The 18,286-nt window shown below is 73.2% G+C and carries 17 protein-coding genes; 3 read left to right on the top strand and 14 right to left on the bottom strand.

Annotated features, from left to right (window positions below; genetic code table 11):
• Nucleotides 1-9: 9 nt before the first annotated feature.
• The 13 genes from AC4H2S_RS07610 to AC4H2S_RS07550 form a co-directional block, all read right to left on the bottom strand.
• Nucleotides 10-999: a uroporphyrinogen decarboxylase/cobalamine-independent methonine synthase family protein gene (locus AC4H2S_RS07610; protein ID WP_491496357.1), complete on the bottom strand. Its 990-nt coding sequence runs from the start codon at nucleotides 997-999 to the stop codon at nucleotides 10-12.
• Nucleotides 996-1,949, bottom strand: a complete 954-nt coding sequence (locus AC4H2S_RS07605; protein WP_491496356.1) for a serine hydrolase domain-containing protein — start codon at nucleotides 1,947-1,949, stop codon at nucleotides 996-998. Before AC4H2S_RS07605 ends, AC4H2S_RS07610 begins: the two co-directional genes overlap by 4 nt.
• Complete coding sequence (gene mnmA, locus AC4H2S_RS07600; protein ID WP_491496750.1) at nucleotides 1,946-3,049, bottom strand: tRNA 2-thiouridine(34) synthase MnmA; 1,104 nt, start codon at nucleotides 3,047-3,049, stop codon at nucleotides 1,946-1,948. The genes AC4H2S_RS07605 and mnmA overlap by 4 nt, the downstream gene beginning before the upstream one ends.
• Nucleotides 3,050-3,069: 20 nt before the next feature.
• Entirely contained in the window at nucleotides 3,070-4,251 is a 1,182-nt protein-coding gene (locus tag AC4H2S_RS07595) for a cysteine desulfurase family protein (protein WP_491496355.1), read from the bottom strand.
• 147 nt (nucleotides 4,252-4,398) lie between these two features.
• Nucleotides 4,399-5,520 (bottom strand): glutamate 5-kinase, encoded by a 1,122-nt coding sequence (gene proB, locus AC4H2S_RS07590; protein ID WP_491496354.1) that lies wholly within the window; start codon nucleotides 5,518-5,520, stop codon nucleotides 4,399-4,401.
• On the bottom strand, nucleotides 5,510-7,078 hold the full coding sequence (gene obgE, locus AC4H2S_RS07585; RefSeq protein WP_491496353.1) for a GTPase ObgE: 1,569 nt from the start codon (nucleotides 7,076-7,078) through the stop codon (nucleotides 5,510-5,512). The genes proB and obgE overlap by 11 nt, the downstream gene beginning before the upstream one ends.
• Before the next feature lie 86 nt (nucleotides 7,079-7,164).
• Nucleotides 7,165-7,419 (bottom strand): 50S ribosomal protein L27, encoded by a 255-nt coding sequence (gene rpmA, locus AC4H2S_RS07580; protein ID WP_491496352.1) that lies wholly within the window; start codon nucleotides 7,417-7,419, stop codon nucleotides 7,165-7,167.
• 57 nt (nucleotides 7,420-7,476) lie between these two features.
• Nucleotides 7,477-7,776 (bottom strand): 50S ribosomal protein L21, encoded by a 300-nt coding sequence (gene rplU, locus AC4H2S_RS07575; RefSeq protein ID WP_056908626.1) that lies wholly within the window; start codon nucleotides 7,774-7,776, stop codon nucleotides 7,477-7,479.
• A gap of 188 nt (nucleotides 7,777-7,964) precedes the next feature.
• Nucleotides 7,965-11,597 (bottom strand): Rne/Rng family ribonuclease, encoded by a 3,633-nt coding sequence (locus AC4H2S_RS07570; RefSeq protein WP_491496351.1) that lies wholly within the window; start codon nucleotides 11,595-11,597, stop codon nucleotides 7,965-7,967.
• 320 nt (nucleotides 11,598-11,917) lie between these two features.
• Nucleotides 11,918-12,640 carry a TIGR03936 family radical SAM-associated protein gene (locus tag AC4H2S_RS07565; protein WP_491496350.1) on the bottom strand — a complete coding sequence of 241 codons (723 nt, stop codon included), beginning with the start codon at nucleotides 12,638-12,640 and terminating at the stop codon, nucleotides 11,918-11,920.
• Entirely contained in the window at nucleotides 12,637-13,362 is a 726-nt protein-coding gene (locus AC4H2S_RS07560) for a class I SAM-dependent methyltransferase (protein ID WP_491496349.1), read from the bottom strand. Before AC4H2S_RS07560 ends, AC4H2S_RS07565 begins: the two co-directional genes overlap by 4 nt.
• A 33-nt stretch (nucleotides 13,363-13,395) precedes the next feature.
• On the bottom strand, nucleotides 13,396-13,830 hold the full coding sequence (locus tag AC4H2S_RS07555; protein ID WP_491496348.1) for a DUF2304 domain-containing protein: 435 nt from the start codon (nucleotides 13,828-13,830) through the stop codon (nucleotides 13,396-13,398).
• Entirely contained in the window at nucleotides 13,830-14,573 is a 744-nt protein-coding gene (locus AC4H2S_RS07550) for a glycosyltransferase family 2 protein (RefSeq protein WP_491496347.1), read from the bottom strand. Before AC4H2S_RS07550 ends, AC4H2S_RS07555 begins: the two co-directional genes overlap by 1 nt.
• Nucleotides 14,574-14,730: 157 nt before the next feature.
• Here AC4H2S_RS07550 and AC4H2S_RS07545 point away from each other — a divergent pair, with 157 nt between their 5' ends.
• From AC4H2S_RS07545 to AC4H2S_RS07535, 3 genes are all read left to right on the top strand, one after another.
• Complete coding sequence (locus AC4H2S_RS07545) at nucleotides 14,731-14,895, top strand: hypothetical protein (protein WP_491496346.1); 165 nt, start codon at nucleotides 14,731-14,733, stop codon at nucleotides 14,893-14,895.
• A gap of 13 nt (nucleotides 14,896-14,908) precedes the next feature.
• Nucleotides 14,909-15,997, top strand: coding sequence for an O-fucosyltransferase family protein (locus AC4H2S_RS07540; RefSeq protein ID WP_491496345.1), 1,089 nt, complete (start codon nucleotides 14,909-14,911; stop codon nucleotides 15,995-15,997).
• Nucleotides 15,998-16,063: 66 nt separating this feature from the next.
• Complete coding sequence (locus AC4H2S_RS07535) at nucleotides 16,064-17,230, top strand: hypothetical protein (protein WP_491496344.1); 1,167 nt, start codon at nucleotides 16,064-16,066, stop codon at nucleotides 17,228-17,230.
• Nucleotides 17,231-17,285: 55 nt separating this feature from the next.
• On the opposite strand, the gene AC4H2S_RS07530 is transcribed toward AC4H2S_RS07535, so the two are convergent.
• Nucleotides 17,286-18,254, bottom strand: a complete 969-nt coding sequence (locus AC4H2S_RS07530) for a glycosyltransferase family 2 protein (RefSeq protein ID WP_491496343.1) — start codon at nucleotides 18,252-18,254, stop codon at nucleotides 17,286-17,288.
• Nucleotides 18,255-18,286: the final 32 nt, after the last annotated feature.

Genomic DNA, 18,286 nt, shown 5'->3' with positions numbered 1-18,286 from the left:
GCGGCGGCGTCAGAGGTTGCGGGCCACCGCGGCCGAGAGGCGTACGGCCCTTCCGGCCCACCCCGTGGTGGCGCCGGCGAGGCCGCACGTCGGCGTGACCACCAGGTGCTCGCCGACGGCGTCGGGGTCGAGGCCGAGCATCTCGAGCCAGCGCTGCACCCGCTCGGTGGTGCGCACCTCGGAGGCCTCGCCCGCGGGGTCGGTGGACGGCACCACGCCGAGGGCGACGGTGCGCCCCGACTCCAGCGCCTCCGCGAACGTGTCGAGGTCGGCCGGGCCGAGCGTGTCGAGGTCGGCCGACAGCCCGCGGGCCCCCGTGCCGGCCACGAGCGACCACGGCGTCTGCGCGGCGCACGAGTGCGCCCAGGCCTCTCCCCCGGCCTCCTCGACCGCCGCGACCACCCACTCCAGGTGCGCCGAGGCCTCGGGAAGGTCGACCGTGCGGTGCCGGCCGAAGCCGCTGGCGGTCGGCACCCGGCCGCCCACCACGGCGGCGAGGGAGGGCTCGTCGACCTGGACGATCCAGCGGTCGACCCCGCGGATGCGTCGCTGGAGGTCGGCCAGGTGGACGCGCACGCCCTCGGCGAGCGCCTGGGCGAGGTCGCGGCGGGCGCCGTGGTCGCTGAGCACCTTGTCGCCGCGGGGCTTCTCGACCGTGGCGGCGAGCGTCCACGGCCCGACGACCTGGGTCTTGAAGGCGCCGGCGTAGTCCTGCGCCTGCTCCTCGACGGTGTCGAGGTCCTGGGCGAGGAGCGAGCGCGCGCGCCGGTGGTCGACGCCGTCCGCGTCGGTGAGCCGCCAGCCGGCGGGCTGGAGGTCGGCGGCCAGTCCGTCGACCACGGCAAGCCCGCGCCCGATCATCCCGGCCGTGACGCCGCGGCCGGGCACCTCCGGCACGTGCGGGAGCTCGGACAGCTCCCCCAGCACCAGGCGGGTCGCCTCTGCGTGGTCGGTGTCGGTGGTGCCCGGCATCGAGCCCACCCCGGTCGCCCGCGTCACGAGTCGCCTGCCTCGGCCAGCAGCCGCGCGGCGGCGCCGTCGACCGAGCGGGTGGTCGCGCTCACCAGGGCGACCCCGGTGCCGCTCTCCCGGTCGATGCCGACGAACGAGCGGAAGCCGCCCGTTCCGCCGTTGTGCCACGTCACGGTGCGGCCCAGCAGCGGCCCGGTCAGCCAGCCGGCGCCGATGCGCATCGTGCCGACGAGCGGGGCGACCGGGTCCATCGCGTCCGCCCCGACCACCGTGCGGTCGAGCATCGCGCGCAGGAGCAGGGCGAGGTCGGTGGCCGACGACCGCACGCCGCCGGCAGGAGCGATCGCGTCGTTGGCCCACGGCTCGGTCTCGCGGCCGCTCCGGTTGCGCGGTGCGACCGCACCGGGTCGCAGCTGCTCGGGCGAGGTGGGCACATAGGTGTCGGTGAGCCCGAGCGGCTCTGCGACCCGGGTGGTGACCAGCTCGGGGTAGGCCAGCCCGGCGGCAGCCGCGACCGCGTGGCCGAGCAGCTCGAAGCCGAGGTTGGAGTAGGAGGGCCGCGACGACCGGCGCACCGTGACCGAGTCGAGCAGGGCCAGCAGCCCGTCGAGGTCCTCGCGGTAGGGATTGCGGCCGTGGCGCCAGAGGTCCCACGTGCGCCGAGCCATGTCGGAGCCGGCGAGGCGCGGCAGCCCCGCGCTGTGCGTGGCGAGGGCGGACAGCGGGATCCGCGCCAGCCGGGGCGGGACGTCGAGGTGCTCGCCGAGGAGCGCGTCCGGCGCGACCTCGCCCCGCACGACCGCGTCGCGCCAGAGGAACCCGGTGACGCCCTTGCTGACCGACCCGAGCTCGACGTCGGCGTGCTCGTCGGCGCCGGCCGCGCCCACCTCCACGCTCCCGGGGGTCACCAGCGCGACGACGTACGACGTGTGGCGCGGGCCGAGCAGCCGCCCGGCGCGCCCGGCGAGGTCGCTCATCGGGCCACCCCGACGGGACGCGTCGCGGCGATCGTCGCGGAGCCGACCACGCGGGTGCCGTCGTAGATCACCGCGGCCTGGCCGGGGGCGATGCCCTGGGCCGGGTCGAGCAGGTCGATCTCCACCCGGTCGCCCGTCACCGTGACCACCGCCCGGTGCTCGGCGCCGTGGGCGCGCAGCTGGACGGTGCCGTCGACGCGCTCGGGCACGGTGCCGCACCAGCGGGACCGAGTGCCGGAGACGTGGTCGACGGCGAGGCGCTCGCGCGGCCCGACGGTGACGGTGCCGCTGACCGGCTCGATGTCGAGGACGAACCGCGGCTTGCCGTCTGCGGCGGGAACGCCGAGCCGCAGGCCGCGGCGCTGGCCGATCGTGAAGCCGTAGGTGCCGGTGTGGCTGCCGACCGTCTCCCCCGTCGTCGCGTCGACGATGTCACCGCCGTGGTTGGGCGCCCGGTCGCCGAGCTTCTCGCGCAGCCAGCCGGCGTTGTCGCCGTCGGCGACGAAGCAGATGTCGTGGGAGTCGGGCTTGTCGGCCACCAGCAGCCCGCGCGACTCGGCCTCGCGGCGCACGGCCGGCTTGTCGGTGTCGCCGAGCGGGAAGAGGGAGCGCCGCAGCTGCTGCTGGTCGAGCACGCCGAGGACGTAGGACTGGTCCTTGGCGTGGTCGGTGGCGCGGTGCAGCTCGATCAGGCCGTCGGCGCCGGTGCGCAGCTGCGCATAGTGGCCGGTGGCGACGGCGTCGAAGCCCAGCGCCAGCGCCCGGTCGAGCACGGCGGCGAACTTGATCTTCTCGTTGCAGCGCAGGCAGGGGTTGGGGGTGCGGCCGGCGGCGTACTCGTCCATGAAGTCCTCCACGACGTCCTCGTGGAAGCGCTCGGAGAGGTCCCAGACGTAGAACGGGATGCCGATCACGTCCGCGGCGCGGCGCGCGTCGTTGCTGTCCTCGATCGTGCAGCAGCCCCGTGCCCCGGAGCGGTAGGACGCCGGGTTGCGGCTCAGGGCCAGGTGCACGCCGGTCACGTCGTGGCCGGCCTCGACCGCGCGGGCGGCCGCGACGGCGGAGTCGACGCCGCCGGACATCGCGGCGACGACCCTCAGCGGACCGGTCACCGGAGCTGTCATCGAGCCCGGGCGGCGCGCGCCCGCTCCACGACCGGGCCGATCGCCTCGACGAGGGCGTCGACGTCGGACGAGGTGGACGTGTGGCCGAGGGTGAACCGGAGCGAGTGCCGGGCCTGGTCGTCGTCGCAGCCCATGGCGAGCAGGACGTGGGAGGGCTGCGGGACGCCGGCGGAGCAGGCCGACCCGGTGGAGCACTCGATGCCCCGGGCGTCGAGCAGCATCAGCAGCGAGTCGCCCTCGCAGCCCGGGAAGCCGATGTGGGCGTTGCCGGGCAGCCGGCGGGGCCCGGGAGGGGTGCCGTGCAGGTGCGCGTCGGGCACCACCTCGACGACCCGGCGCACCAGGTCGTCGCGCAGTGCGGCGACGCGCAGGGCGTGCTCGGGCTGCTGCTTGACCGACGCCTCGACGGCGGCCGCCAGGCTGGCGATGGCGGGCACGTCGAGGGTGCCGCTGCGGATGTCGCGCTCCTGCCCCCCACCGTGCACCAGCGGACTCACGGCCAGGTCCCGTCGTACGACGAGGGCGCCCACGCCGATGGGGCCGCCGAGCTTGTGCCCGGTGAAGGTGAGCGCGTCCACCCCGCTCTCGGCGAAGTCGACGGGCACGTGGCCCACGGCCTGGACGGCGTCGGTGTGCACGGGGATGCCGTGCTCGGCGGCGACGGCGACGACCTCGTCGATCGGCTGCATCGAGCCGACCTCGTTGTTGGCCCACATCACCGAGATCACGGCCACCGACGCCGGGTCCCGGGCGACCGACTCACGCAGCGCGTCGACGTCGAGGACGCCCTCGGACGTCACCGGCAGCAGCTCGACATCGGCGCCGTCGGTCTCGGCGAGCCAGTGGAGCGGATCGAGCACAGCGTGGTGCTCGATGGCAGTGGCCAGGATGCGGGTGCGGCGTGGGTCGGCCGAGCGGCGCGCCCAGAACACGCCCTTGACGGCGAGGTTGTCGGACTCCGTGCCGCCGGAGGTGAAGACGACGTCACCGGGCCGGGCACCGACCACCCCCGCGATGGTCTCCCGCGACTCCTCGACCACCCGCCGGGCACCGCGTCCCGAGGCGTGCAGGGAGCTGGCGTTGCCCACGTCGCCGAGGTGGCGGGTCAGTGCCTCGACCGCGACCGGGAGCATCGGCGTGGTCGCAGCGTGGTCGAGGTAGACGAGGGGCTGGTTCATGTCCCGCCAAGCGTACGCGGCGACCCGCGTCACCCGGCCACCGTCCCCCGTGGACGCGCGGGCGTTGCTCGCGCCCGGACGCCGTGCCACGCGGAGACCGATCGCGCCCGCCGGACCACTGTCCGCGCGCCTACGTCGTGGCCGGGGTCAGAGCAGCACCAGGTCGTCGCGGTGGACGACCTCGCGCTCGTAGGCCGCACCCAGTGCCGTCTTGAGCTCGCTGGTGGAGCGGCCGAGGAGGACCGGCAGCTCGTCGGCGTCGAAGTTGACCAGGCCGCGGCCGACGCGGGTGCCGGAGGGGTCGAGGAGGTCGACGGCGTCGCCGGCGACGAAGCTGCCGTCGACCGCCGTGATGCCGGCAGCGAGCAGGGAGGCGCGGCGCTCGACCACCGCGCGCACGGCGCCGGCGTCGAGGGTGAGCGTGCCCTGCCCCGACGTGGCGTGAGCCAGCCAGAGCAGGCGAGTGGGCCGGCGCTTGCCGGTGGGCTCGAAGTGCGTGCCGACCTCGGCGCCGGCGAGCGCGGCGGCGGCCTGCTCGGCGGAGGTGAGGAGCACGTCGATGCCGGCGCCGGTCGCGATCCGGGCCGCGTCGACCTTGGTGGTCATGCCCCCGGTGCCGACTCCCGCCGCGCCGGCCGACCCGATGGTGACCGCGGCGAGGTCGTCCTCCGAGCGCACGACGGGCACCAGCCGCGCTCCGGGACGCGAGGGCGGGCCGTCGTAGAGCCCGTCGACGTCGGAGAGCAGCACCAGCAGGTCGGCGTGCACGAGGTGCGCGACCAGGGCGGCGAGGCGGTCGTTGTCGCCGAAGCGGATCTCCGAGGTGGCGACGGTGTCGTTCTCGTTGACGATCGGCACGACACCGAGCTCGAGCAGCTTGGCGAACGTCTGGTGGGCGTTGCGGTAGTGGGCGCGGCGGGTGACGTCGTCGACCGTCAGCAGCACCTGACCGGTCACGATGCCGTGTCGGGCGAACTCCTCCTGGTAGCGGTGGGCCAGGAGGCCCTGCCCGACCGACGCGGCCGCCTGCTGCGCGGCGAGGCCCCGCGGACGCCGCTTCAGCCCGAGCGGCGCCAGGCCGGCGGCGATGGCACCGGAGGACACGAGCACGACCTCGGCGCCGCGGCCGCGCACGGCGGCGAGCACCTCGACCAGCTGGCGCACCCGCGCGGGGTCGATGCCACCGGCGGCGGTGGTCAGCGACGACGAGCCGACCTTGACGACGACGCGGCGAGCGCCCTCGACCAGGGCCGAGCGATCAGTCGTCACTGCCGTCCCAGTCGGGGTCGTCCTTGGTGCCGATCTCGTAGGACATCGGGCCGACGCCGGAGCTGCCGGTGCTGCGCGAGCGGCCCTTCTTCTTGCGCTCCTCGTCGAGGCGCCTGGCCACGTCGGCGCGGGCCTCCTCCTCGGACTTGGTCTCCATCGCCTCGGCGATGTCGCGGCGCCGCTCGCGGGCCGGACGGTTCTCGCGGAGCCGCTCGTCCTCGCCGCGCCGGCCGAGCATCTCCGCGCCTGCGGCCTCGATGCTGGGCTTGAAGTCGAAGACCACCGAGTTGTCCTCGGGGCCGATGAGGACCGTGTCGCCCTCCTGGGCCCCCATCTGGGCGAGCTTGAGCTCGACCCCGAGCCGGTTGAGGCGGTCGGCGAGGAAGCCCACGGCCTCCTCGTTGCTGAAGTCGGTCTGGCGCACCCAGCGCTCGGGCTTGGGGCCGCGCACCCGCCAGCCCTCCTCGGTCTCGACGACCGTGAAGTCACCGCCGCCGTCGACCGCGGCAGGACGCAGCACGATGCGCTGCGCCTCGACGGCCGGCTTCTCGGCGCGGGCGGCCTGGACGATCTCGGCCATCGCGAACGCCAGCTCGCGCAGGCCGGCGCCGGACGCGGCGCTGACCTGGAAGACCCGGTGCCCGCGCTCGCGGAGCTCCTCCTCGACCATGTCGGCGATGTCCTTGCCGTCGGGCACGTCGATCTTGTTGAGGGCGACCAGCCGCGGCCGGTCCTCGAGCCCGCCGTAGCGGGCGAGCTCGTTCTCGATGACCTCGAGGTCGTCGAGCGGGTTGCGACCCGGCTCGATGGAGGCGGTGTCGACCACGTGCACCAGCGCGGCGCACCGCTCGATGTGGCGCAGGAAGTCGTGGCCGAGGCCGCGGCCCTCGGCGGCGCCCTCGATCAGGCCGGGCACGTCGGCGACGGTGAAGGTGGTCTCCCCCGCCGTGACGACGCCGAGGTTGGGCACGAGGGTGGTGAACGGGTAGTCGGCGATCTTGGGCCGCGCGCGGGAGATCGCGGCGATCAGCGACGACTTGCCGGCGCTCGGGAATCCGACGAGCCCGATGTCGGCGACGACCTTCAGCTCGAGGCGTACGTCGAGCTCGTCGCCGGGCTCGCCCAGCAGCGCGAAGCCGGGGGCCTTGCGCTTGGACGAGGCGAGGGCGGCGTTGCCCAGCCCGCCGCGACCGCCCTGGGCCACCACGAGCGTGGTGCCGGCACCGACCAGGTCGGCGAGGACGTTGCCGTCGGCGTCCTTGACGAGTGTGCCGTCGGGGACCGGCAGGACGAGGTCCTTGCCGTGGGCGCCGTTGCGGTGCGCCCCCGCCCCGTGGCCGCCGTGCTCGGCGCGGCGCTTGGGGCTGTGGTGGTAGTCGACGAGCGTGGTGACGCTGGGGTCGACCTCGAGGATCACCGATCCGCCGGGACCGCCGTTGCCGCCGTCCGGGCCGCCGAGGGGCTTGAACTTCTCGCGGTGCACCGAGGCCACACCGTTGCCACCCCGTCCTGCTGCGATGTGCAGCGTCACGTGGTCGACGAACGTGGGGAGGGCCATGGGTGTCCTAACAGAGGGTGGTGAAGCACGAAGGGCGCCCCCAGACAGGGACGCCCTTCGCAGGAATGCTCAGTGTCGCGGTGACGTCACTCGCCGGGGACGACGTTGACGACCTTGCGACCGCGGCGGGTGCCGAACTCGACGGCGCCGGCCTGCAGGGCGAAGAGGGTGTCGTCGCCGCCGCGGCCCACGCCGGTGCCCGGGTGGAAGTGCGTGCCGCGCTGGCGCACGATGATCTCGCCGGCGCCGACGACCTGGCCGCCGAAGCGCTTCACACCGAGGCGCTGGGAGTTGGAGTCACGGCCGTTCTTGGTGCTCGCAGCACCCTTCTTGTGAGCCATTGTTCAGTCCTTTGGGAATGAAGGGGTCGGGATGAGTGGTCGACCTCGAGCGTGAGCTCAGAGGGAGATGTCGGTGACCTTGACCTGGGTGTACTTCTGGCGGTGACCCTGGCGCTTCTTGTAGCCGGTCTTGTTCTTGTACTTCTGGATGATGATCTTCGGGCCCTTGGTGCGGCCGGTGACCTCGACGGTCACGCTCGCCTTGTCGAGACCGGTGGCGGTGACCTTGTCACCGTCGACGACCATCACCACGGGCAGGGTGAGGGTGTCGCCGGCTGCGGCCATCGCGTCGATCTCGATGACGTCGCCCACGGCAACCTTCTGCTGCTTGCTGCCACTGCGCACGACTGCGTACACGGCGAGTCACTCTCCTCGATACGAAAAACTTCAGGTAAAAGAACTGTCGGACTGCGCACGACACCGCCTGGTGGGCGAGTACGCCGCGGGGCGGGCGCGCAGAATCGGTGTGTCGAGCACCGAGGGTCAAGACTACGGGATCGGGTGCCGACCGGGCAAAACGAGGCCCGGTCGGCGCCCACCCGGGCTCAGCGCTTGCGCGAGCCCTTCTTCTTGATCGGGACGTGCTCGACGGTCGGGGACTCCCCCGAACCGCCGCCGGCACCGTCGGTGGCACCGTCAGTCGCACCGTCAGTGGCACCGTCCACCGGCGCCCCTGCTGCCTGGTCCACCCCGGTGGTCGCGGGCGGCTCGGAGCCCGCCGCGGGCGCGGTGGCGACCCCGGCCGGCGGGCCGGCGGGACGACTCGCGGAGCGGCGGCGCGTACGCGTCACGACGCGCGGCTTCTCGACCTCGACAGGTGCCGCCTCGGCGGGCGGAGCGGTGGTCCCGGCCGTCTCGGTGGCCTCGGTGGCCTCGGTGGCCGGAACGGTGGCCCGGCCGCCGTCCGGCTGGTCGGCCGGGGGCTCGACCTGGGGCTCGACGTCGGGCGTGGCGTCGGCCGTGGCCCCGGTCCCGGTCCCGGTCCCGGTCGCCTCGTCGGTGGGAGCCGCGCTCTCGTCGCCGGCCGGCTGGCCGGCCTCCACCGGGGACGGGGTCTCGGCGGACTCGGCGGGCTCGGTCGTCGCGGGGGTCTCACCGGCGTCCGAGGACTCGGCCTCGTCGGCGGCGGAACGCTCGTGGCGCGCCATGGCGGCCACGTCCTTGGGCGAGGGCGCGTGGGATGTCTCGGCGGGCTTGGTGCTGCTGTCGCCGCTGCCGGCGTCGTCGCCGGCGCCACGACGGCCGCGTCGCCGGCCGCTGCGGCGGCCCTCGCCACCCTCCTCGGAGCGGGCGTCGGGGTCGACGGGCTGGTCCTTAATGACCACCCCGCGCCCGTGGCAGTGCTCGCAGGGCTCGCTGAACGCCTCGAGCAGGCCGGTGCCGATCCGCTTGCGCGTCATCTGCACCAGGCCGAGCGAGGTCACCTCGGCGACCTGGTGGCGGGTGCGGTCGCGGCCCAGGCACTCGACGAGGCGGCGCACCACGAGGTCGCGATTGGACTCCAGGACCATGTCGATGAAGTCGACGACGATGATGCCGCCGATGTCGCGCAGCCGGAGCTGGCGCACGATCTCCTCGGCCGCCTCGAGGTTGTTCTTGGTCACCGTCTCCTCGAGGTTGCCCCCGGAGCCGGTGAACTTGCCGGTGTTGACGTCGACCACGGTCATGGCCTCGGTGCGGTCGATGACCAGCGAGCCGCCCGAGGGCAGCCAGACCTTGCGGTCGAGGCCCTTGTGGATCTGCTCGTCGATCCGGTAGGTCGCGAACACGTCGCCGCCGGTGCCACCCCGCTCGAACCGCTCGAGGCGCGACGCCAGGTCGGGAGCGACCGACTCGACGTAGCCGTGGACGGTGTCCCACGCGTCGTCGCCCTCGATGACGAGCTTGGAGAAGTCCTCGGTGAAGAGGTCGCGCACCACCTTGAGGGTCAGGTCCGGCTCGCCGTAGAGCAGCTGGGGGCCGGAGCCCTTGTTGGTCGCCTTCTTCTCGATGGCCTCCCAGCGGGCCTTGAGCCGCTCGACGTCGCGCGTCAGCTCCTCCTCGCTGGCGCCCTCCGCCGCGGTGCGCACGATCACGCCGGCGGTGTCGGGGACGATCTCCTTGAGCAGCGACTTCAAGCGGCTGCGCTCGGTGTCGGGCAGCTTGCGCGAGATGCCGGAGGTGGTGCCGTCGGGGACGTAGACCAGGAAGCGGCCGGCGAGGCTGACCTGGCTGGTCAGGCGGGCGCCCTTGTGGCCGACGGGGTCCTTGGTGACCTGCACCAGGACCATCTGGCCGCTGGAGAGCACCGACTCGATCTTGCGCGGCTGACCCTCCTTGTGGCCGAGGGACTGCCAGTTGACCTCACCGGCGTAGAGGACCGCGTTGCGGCCCTTGCCGATGTCGATGAAGGCGGCCTCCATCGACGGGAGCACGTTCTGCACCCGGCCGAGGTAGACGTTGCCGATGAGCGAGGTCTGCGACTTGCGCGCGACGTAGTGCTCGACGAGGACCTTGTCCTCCAGCACGGCGATCTGCGTGAGGTCCTCACGCTGGCGCACCACCATCACGCGCTCGACCGACTCCCGACGGGCCAGGAACTCGGCCTCGCTGACGATCGGCGCCCGGCGCCGGCCGGCCTCTCGGCCCTCGCGGCGGCGCTGCTTCTTGGCCTCGAGGCGGGTGGAGCCGGACACGGCGGTGATCTGGTCCTCGGCGGAGCGGACCTTGCGGACCCGCGTCACGGTGTTGGCGTCGCCGTCGTCGGACGAGCCCTCGTCACCGGCGCGGCGGCGTCGGCGCCGACGCCGCGAGGTGCCCTCGCCGCCGTCGCCCGAGTCGGAGTCGGAGTCGGAGTCGGACTGGCCGGCCGGCCCGCTGGCGCGGCCGCCGTCCTCGGACGCCTCTGCGGACTGGGAGTCGCCCGACTCGTCGCCGGACTCGCCGCTCGTCTCGCTGCTGCCCTCGCCGGACTTGCGGCGGCGACGGCCGCCGCGGCGACGACGACGGCGACCGCCGCCCTCGCCGTCGGACTCGTCGTTGTCGTCGTTGTCGTCGCTGCCCTCGGTGGTGGTCCCGGCGGGCGCCTCGGTGGCGGTCTCGGTGGCGGTCTCGGTGGCGGTCTCGGTGGCGTCGTCGGTGGCGGTGGCGGCCTCGTCGGCGTCCTCGTCCTCGTCCTCGGCGGCGGTCAGCGACGCGTCGGCGACCGGCTCGACGGGCGCCGCGGCGGCGGCCTTCCTGCCCGACCTGCGAGCGGGCTTCCGGGGGGCCTGCTCGGCGCCCTCGTCAGCAGCGTCCGTGGCCTCGACGGTGGACTCGACAGCGGGCTCGCCGGTGGCGGCCTCGGCCGGCCTGCCGGCGGACTTCTTCGCGGCGGACCTGCGGGCGGCGGACTTCCGGGCCGGGGCGGGTGCGCCGGTCTCGGTGGTCTCGGGGACCTCGGGGGTCTCGGTGACCTGGGCCGGCGTCGCGGCGTCGGTGGGCTCGCCGGCGGCCTCTGCCCGGGCCGGCTTCTTGCGCGCCCGACGCGTGGTGGTGGTCACGACCGGCGGCTGGAACAGCACGGCGTGGCCGGTGGCGGCGTCGGTGGCGGCGTCGGTGGCGGCGTCGGTGCCCGCGTCGGTCCCCTCGGCGGCGGTCTCGGCCGGCGCGGCGGCGTCGTCGGCAGCGGGGGCCGCTGCGGCCCTCTTGGCGCCGGCCCGCTTGGCGGGGGCCTTCTTCGCCGGGGCCTTGGCCGCGGTCTTGCGTGCCGCGCGCTTGGCGGGGGCGGCAGGCGCCTCGGACGTGCCCTCGGCGGCCGCGGGAGCCTCGGGGACGTCAGCGGTGGCGCTCGGCGCGTCCGGGCTGACCGGCTCGGGAGCGTCGGACTCCGGGGCCTGGGCCGTCTTCTTGGCGGCGCTCTTGCGCGCCGGCGCCTTCTTGGCGGGCGCGCGGCGCGAGGCCGTCTTGCGCACGACGGGTGCGTCGCCGGCCTGCTCACCGGTGGACTCCCCGGCGGCGGGCGTCTCGGTGGACTCCCCGGCGACGGGTGTCTCGGCGGGAGCGTCGGCTCCCGCTGCGGGGGCGGGCGCCGCCTTCTTGGCGGGCGCCTTGCGCGTGCGTCGCGTCACGACGGGCGCGGCGGGTGCCGTCGCGGCCTCGGGAGCCGGGGTTCCCGTCGCGGTGGTGTCGGGCTGGTCGGTCTGGTCATCACTGAGCATGTGGCGCTCCTCGGGCACCGTGGCGGTGCCGGTACGGCGTCCGCCGCTCACGCGGGACGATCACGGGGACGCAAAGCTTCTGTGGCGGCGACCCCCTCCGCGGGTGCGTCTCCGAGCGAGGCGGTGCGTCACCTGCCGCGGTCGCCGGGCCACCCGAGTCGCTGTCACCGACTCCTGTGGCCGCGTCGCGGTCCGGTGACGTCCACCCAGTCGGGTGCCGACCACGGGTGCGGCCGGCGAGAACGTCGTCGGCTCGACGGATCCCGACGGGTGGCCGGGGCGTCGAACGTGGCGAGTATCGCACACCGCCCCGGAGGAACCTACGCGCGAGCCGCCAGCGGGTCGCCGATGTCTCCGGACGGGAGCAGCGGCCCCTGGGCCAGCCGGGTCATCAGCGGCGCCTCGCCGAGCGAGAGACCGGCCACTGCCTCCAGGGCGCGGAGCACGTCGTCGGGGCGCACCGACGGGGTGCCGTGGCGCAGCACCACGTCGAGCCGGGTCCGCCCGTCACCGTCCTCGTCGGGCAGCACGACCAGCGAGACCACCGCGTCGCGTGCGTCGAACTCGCGCATCCCCTTCTTGGTCATCCGCTCCACCAGCACCTCGTCGGCGGCGAGGAAGCGATCGACGGCGTCGATGACGCTCGCGCGGTCGGCCACGACCGCGATGCGCCAGCGGCTCCCCTCCAGCAGGTCGGCCAGCGACCCGCCCGTCGACTCAACGACCTCCATGACGTCGAGGCCCGTCGGCAGCGCCTCGTCGAGCACCGCGTGCACCTCGGCGGGGACGACCACCTCGGCGAGCGCCAGCTCGAGGTACTCCGCCTCGCTCGCCGAGCCCGTGGGAGCAGCGCCGGCGTAGGAGATCCGCGGGTGCGGGTTGAACCCCGAGGAATAGGCCATCGGGATCCGGGCCCGGAACACCGCGCGCTCGAACGCGCGGCTGAAGTCGCGGTGGCTGGTGAACCGCAGCCGGCCTCGCTTGGCGTAGCGGACTCGGAGCCGCTGCACGGGCGGGGCTTGCTGCTGGGGCTGTTGCTTCACGCCATCCGCTCGAAGACCTTGATGCGGTGGGAAGCCGCGGCGCGGACCCAGGCGGAGTCGTCGTGCCGACCGAGCGCCCAAGAGTCGGCCCGGTGGAAGGCGTCGGGGAACCGGTTGGCCACGCGGTAGGTCAGCAGCTGCTTGCTGACGAAGTAGGTGGGCATCTCGTCGACCTCGCGGAAGCCGTTGCGCTCGAGGATGGCCACGGTCTGCTTGCGCGGTCGCATCTTCATGATCTTCGACGGCACCAGCTGCGGCAGTCGGAGGAAGCGTTCGTGCAGCACGACGTAGCGTGACGACCATCGACACAGCGCCTCCACGGACGCGGCCCACTCCGCATCGGACATGATGTGGTAGACGACATCGAACGAGTGGACGTACTCGAAGCCGCCGGCCGGCAGGTCGGCGGACGCGATCGGCGAGCAGACCTTCGTGATCGGCAGGTCGATGCCGTCGAGCGCCGTCTGCGAGATGTCGAGCGCGGTCACGTCCAGACCCCGCGCGTGGAGCAGTCGCGTGAACGCGCCGACGCCGGCACCGGCGTCCAGGGCCGTCGTGCCTTCCGGGAGGGCGAGCCGGTCCAGCAGTCGCGAGTACTGATCGACGAGCAGCTGGTAGGCCAGCTGGTTGGCGCGCTCGGTCATGGTGTCGATGCCGACGGCCCGGAGCTCTCCGTCGTGCTCGTCGTGCCGCTGCCGCCAGTAGTCTTTCTCATCGAACACAGTGTGCCCTTCCGTCAGTGGTGACGGTCGAGTCTAGCCACGCCGGCGTTCGCTCGACGGTCCCCCGTCGTCGCCTCCGAGGTTGTCGCCGTTCGTCGTCTCGCCGGGGGCCGTGGACGAGTGCGGCGTGGAGAGCTGCTCGAGCTTCAGGCTCAACAGCGCGACCTCCTCGGCAAGCGTCCGGGTGCGGTCCTCCAAGCGCCCGATCTCATAGCTGAACTGGATGCTGAGCAGGAGCAGCAGCATGCTGGCAGCGAAGAAGAGCAGGTTCGAGGGGACCTGGACGCCGAGCAGGTCCGACGCGGCCCTGAGCAGGCCCGGGAAGACGACGAGCAGCACCGTCGCGAGCGCCACGACGACCCAGATGAGGGCGTACTTCTCGCGCAGGCGCTGGCGGCGCAGCATCTCGAAGAGCACGACCAGGGTGGCGGCGGCCCCGACGACACCCAAGGTGAACACGGGACTCATCACTTCTCCTGACCCAGGGTCTCGGTCGCGGCCGGCCACCGTCGGACGAGCGCGAGCCCGAGGGCGGCTACGGCGCGGACGAGGTACGTCGCGGCACGCAGCGGCGATTGGCTGGCCGTGCCGATCGTGCGGGGACGCATGTGGACGGGCTGCTGGGACACCGTGCACCCTACCCGCAGAGCGATGACCAGCGACTCGACGGTGTCGCCGAGGTACTCGGCCGGGTAGTGGTCGGCGAAGACCCGCACCGCGCGGCGGTTGGCGACCCGGAAGCCGCTCGTCACGTCGGTGAGCCTGGTCCCGGCGAGTCGGGACAGCACAACCGCCAGCATCCGCATCGCCCAGCGGCGCGGGCCACGCGCGGCGTAGGTCCCCTCCCCCGCGAACCGTGCGCCGATGACGACGTCCGAGTCGTCGAGACCGGCGAGCAGCTGGGGCAGGTAGCTCGGGTCGTGCTGGCCGTCCGCGTCGATCTGGACCACGACGTCGTAGCCCTCGCGCATGGCGTAGCGGTAGCCGGTGCGCATCGCCCCACCGACGCCCAGGTTGTAGGGCAGCCGGGCCACCTTGGCGCCGGCGGCACGGGCCACCTCTGCCGTCCCGTCGCCGGACCCGTCGTCGACCACGAGGATGTCCAGACCGGGCTGGTAGGCCCTTACCTCCGCGATGGTGCCGGCGATGGCGCCGGCCTCGTTCCACGCGGGGATGACCACGAGGATGGTGGGGTCGGCACGTCCGGACATGGGAGGCACCCTAGTCGGCAGCGAGCCGCTCGCCGCTCGCGCCCGTGATCACGCTGCGGCGCGCGGTCCCTGCACGGCCCCGCGGGTTCCGCGTGTCGAGGTGACGGCGGCACATGGCACCGGCTGCCGCCGAGGACGGATTCGCTACGATCCCCGCATGATCCTGTCCAGCCGAGGCGAGCCGCCAGCGCTCGGGCTCGACGACCTCGTGAACCTCGTCACCACCGGTGGCCCGTTGGTGACGCGTGAGGACGGCCTGGTGGCGCGAGAGCACCGCGAGCAAGTGCTCGCCGCGCCGCAAGCCACGCTCGCGAATGGGTGAACGGCAACGACGCGTGCGCGCGCGGCTTCGCGCCTGGCTCATGTACCGGCTCGGGCTCGGCGTGCCGAGCGCCCTGCGTCGTCCGCTCCTCCTCGTCCGCGACACCGTGCGCCTGCTCGGGTTCTACGGGGGTCACCAGTCGCGCCAGTACATGCGGTTCGTGCGCGAGTGCGAGTCCCGGCCCGGCCTGCTGCGCGAGAAGATCGCCGAGCTCGACGCCAAGGTCGCAGCAGGGGCCCCGCTCTCGTACTACGTGATGCCGTCGGCAGGTGCGAAGGAGGGGATGTTCCAGCAGGTGAATGCCCTGCTCCACACCCACCTCGTCATGGCGTTGCTGCAGGGCCGCGTCCCGGTCGTGGACATGCAGAGCGAGAAGAACCAGTACCTGGCCGCGGACAAGGTCGGCAGGGAGAACTCGTGGGAGTACTTCTTCGAGCAGCCGTACGGGATCGGCCTCGACTCCATCCCGCCCGGGGCGGATGTGGTGCGCGGCCACTTCCGGACGCACTGGGGCGTCTGGAGAGGCGACCCGACCCGGGACTTCGGGATGCGGGACGAGACGCGCGGAGACCTGTACATGCTCTGCGAGCGTTTCGTGCGTCCGAACACGGCCACGGCGCGGACGATCGAGGAGAACCGGCAGGCCCTCTTCTCACCAGGCGACACCGTGCTCGGCGTGGTGATCCGCGAGACCGACTACGCACTGCAGATGGAGCACCACAGCCCCGTCGACGGCCAGATCGACTACACCGCCCAGATCCGGGACGCCCTGCGCCGGCACGGCTGCAACTCCATCTTCGTGGCAACGGAGTCCCGCAAGGTCTTCGACGCGGTCAGCACTGCTTTTCCCGGGCTCGCGCGGACGAACCCGCGAGAGTTCTACGACCGCTACTACCAGGACCGCGAGGACGGCCGTGCGCTCGTGCTGGCCGACGTCAGGCACGATCGCGAGAACGACGAGTACCTCAGGGGCCTCGAGTACGTCACGACCGTGTTCCTCCTGGCCGGGTGTGACGTGCTCCTCGGCACGCAGAGTGGCGCGTTCACCGCTGCGCAGCACCTCAACGGCGGTGCGTACCGCCACGTGAGCACCTGGGCGTAGACGATGGCCAGCGTTGGCGTACGCCTCACAGCTGCTGCGATCGCCAGCGGGATCTCCTCATACGTGATGCTGATGATCGTCGCCCGGCACCTCAGCCTCGCGGAGAACGCGACGTTCCTGGTCTTTTGGAGCGCCATGTCGTTCGGATTCGGGATCTTTACGAGCATCCAGAGCGATGCCACACGCGCTGCTGCGGTCTGGGCGCGCGTGCCGAGAGAGGGGGTCGAGCATGCCTGGACCCGTCCGCGGCTCGTCACCATGATCTGGGCAGCGGGTGCCGTCTCGATGGTCGCGGTGATGCTGTCGTCACCCTTGTGGGCGGGTGGGCTTTTCATGCAGGGCGCGGCAGCGCTTGCGGTGATCGCTGCAGTCGGGCAGTTCGGCGCAAGCACGAGCGCCGCCTACAACGCTGTCCTCGTCGGCCATGGCAGGCACTCGATCTTCGCGCTCGTGATCCTGCTGGACGGGCTGCTCCGCCTCGCGTGTGTCTCGGTCGTCGTTGCCGGCGGCGGATCGTTGGTCGCCATAGCGCTGGCGACCATGCTCCCCTCCTTCACCTGGCTGATTCCGTGGCTCGTCTTTCGTGAGACACAGGGGGAGCTTCGCCGAACACGATCCGATCGGGGCCTTCCCGGCACCCTCGCCGCGTGGGGACAGACGGTGCTCGCATCCGTCTGCAACAGCGCGCTCATCGTCGGCTTCCCGGTGCTCGCGCGAAGCACCTCGACCGAGCGCGAGTTTGCGGCCGCCGCGCCGATCCTGCTCGCCGTGGTGCTCGTCAGAGGTCCGCTGCTCCTGCCGCTGGGTGCCATGCAGACCGTCATCATCGGTCACGTCGCGAGCTCACCCGACGGCCGGCTCGACGTGCCGCGCGTCTGGATAGCCCGAGCCGCCGCGGTCGCTGTCGCGGTCGTCGCGCTGGCCGTCGTCGCCGGTCCGCCGATGCTCCGGCTGGTCAACGCCGACTACGTCGTCAGCGGACCGGCGTTCGGGGGCATCGCCCTGGGCTCGATCCTCCTCGCCGCCTTCGCGCTCGTCAGCACGGTCGTGCTGGGACGAGGGCGTCATTCGCGGTACCTCCTCGGGTGGGGGATAGCACTCGCGGCGGTGCTGGCCGTGCTGGCGACGGCCGCGCCCTTCGAGCCGCGCATCGTGACAGCCGTCATCGTCGGTCCTGTCGCCGGGGTGGCGGTTCATCTCCGCTCGCGTCCCGTCAAGGTCACGACCCCATGACCGCACCACGAGACCGAGCGCCTCTCCCTGCCCATGGACGGCGATGGCTCACATGTCAGCAGCCGCGACGGCCCGCGGCCATGCGCAGACCTCGGACAACGCCGGCGCCGAAGATCACGCCGAAGCCAGGCGTGAGCAGACCGACCGCGACAGCCTCGCGCGGCGTGCCACCGGCCCATCGAGTCACCGATCCGGTGGCGAGGCACCCGAGCACGGCGCCGGCAGCAGCGGCTCGCGGCGCAACCGTCACGAGCGCGACTCCAGCCACCCCTGTCGCCGCCAGGCCGACCAGGAGCCCCGGCGCCCGGTCGCGGTCGCCCAGGTAGCCGTCCACGAACGTCGTGCCCCGGAAGTAGCACTGACGCGACCAGGCCCGCCGGCCGGTTCTGGCGTGGTGGGTGCAGGCCACCTCTGGGGAGAGGTGGATGTCCTGCGCCGCGGCGACCGCGCGCAGGAGCCGCGTGTCGTCCGAGGCCAGGGCGCCGTCAGCGAAGTGGGACTCGAAGCCCTCCGCCGCCTCGAGCAGGAGTCGCCGCGGTGCCAGGAAGGCGCCGGTGCCCTTCGGGTAGCGGTCGAAGTCGTCGAGCCCGAAGGCCACGGGCTGCCGGGTGCGGAAGTAGTCCCGCCACCAGACCTTGGTGATCCCAGTCCAGAACAGCGCGCGGAGGTCCCGGGAACCGGGCACCACGTCGTAGTTCCACACGAGGTCGCCGCGCTCGACGGCGGCGCGCAGCCGCTCCAAGGACTCGGGCGCCACCTCGACACGGGCATCGAGCAGCAGGACCAGTTCCGCCGTCACCGTCTCGAGGCCGTGCCGGCGGGCAGCGAAGCGGCCGGCGTTCGGCTGGTGCAGGACCTGGACGTCGGGTCGCGCGGCGACCTCGTCGAGGACGGCCAGGCTCTCGGCGTCGGTCGCACCGTCGTCGACGACGACGACCTCGAGCGGCCAGTCAGCACGGCGGGCTGCGACCTTGAGCGCGTCGAGTGCGCGTCGGACCCAGGCGCCCTCGTTGTAGGCTGGCATCACCACGCCGAGCCGTGCCCGTGCCCTCGGCG

The sequence above is a fragment of the Nocardioides sp. Z13_37 genome (assembly GCF_058355585.1).
The sequence above is the reverse complement of the archived record's forward strand: the minus strand, read 5'-3'. Positions and strand labels throughout refer to the sequence as shown.